The sequence below is a fragment of the Brevundimonas sp. genome (assembly GCF_046293315.1).
Lineage (GTDB): Bacteria > Pseudomonadota > Alphaproteobacteria > Caulobacterales > Caulobacteraceae > Brevundimonas.
In genome coordinates, this window is the sequence record NZ_JBKBPF010000094.1 from 1 (window position 1) to 573 (window position 573).

Sequence of the window (573 nt, forward strand, 5' to 3'; positions counted from 1 at the left end):
CTCCTGCGCGCGCGCCACCTCAGCGCGCAGGTTGCCCAGCTGCGCCTCCATGTCCGTCACGCGCTCCGCCTGGTACTTGGCGTTGGCCTGCGCGTTGGCCTCCCGCAGGCGCAGCTCGCTCAGCTCCGCGCGCAGCCGGTTGGCCTCCTCCGCCAGCTCCTGCTCCACGCGCCGCTGCTGCTCGCGGAAGTCGCCGTACTCACGCTGCAGCGCCGACAGCGCCCGAGACGGCGTGCTGCCCAGCACCAGCTCGCCGCCGCCGCCACCGCCGCCGCCACCGCCGCCGCCACCGCCGCCGCCACCGCCACCACCGCCGCCACTCGCGGGCGTGGCCACTTGCTTGCGCACCTGGTGGTGCGCCGGCGTAGCCGCGCTGTGCACCTGCAGCTGCCCCTGCAGCACGCCCACCTCGGGCTCGTTCAGCAGCTGGCGGTACATGTCCCGCTGCCGCACGATGGCGTTCACCAGCTCCTGCTGGCGCGCGCGGTCGGATCGCATGCGCGTCAGCTCCTCCTGCGCCACGCGCAGGGCGGCGCGCAGCTCCGACTCGGCCTGCTCGTCCGCCAGCCGCAG

The 573-nt window shown here is 75.6% G+C and carries 1 protein-coding gene; it reads right to left on the reverse strand.

Going from position 1 to position 573, the window contains the following annotated elements; translation table 11 throughout:
• The coding region (locus ACK4SE_RS14190) for a hypothetical protein (protein WP_409694022.1) at positions 1-573 on the reverse strand (573 nt) is incomplete at both ends.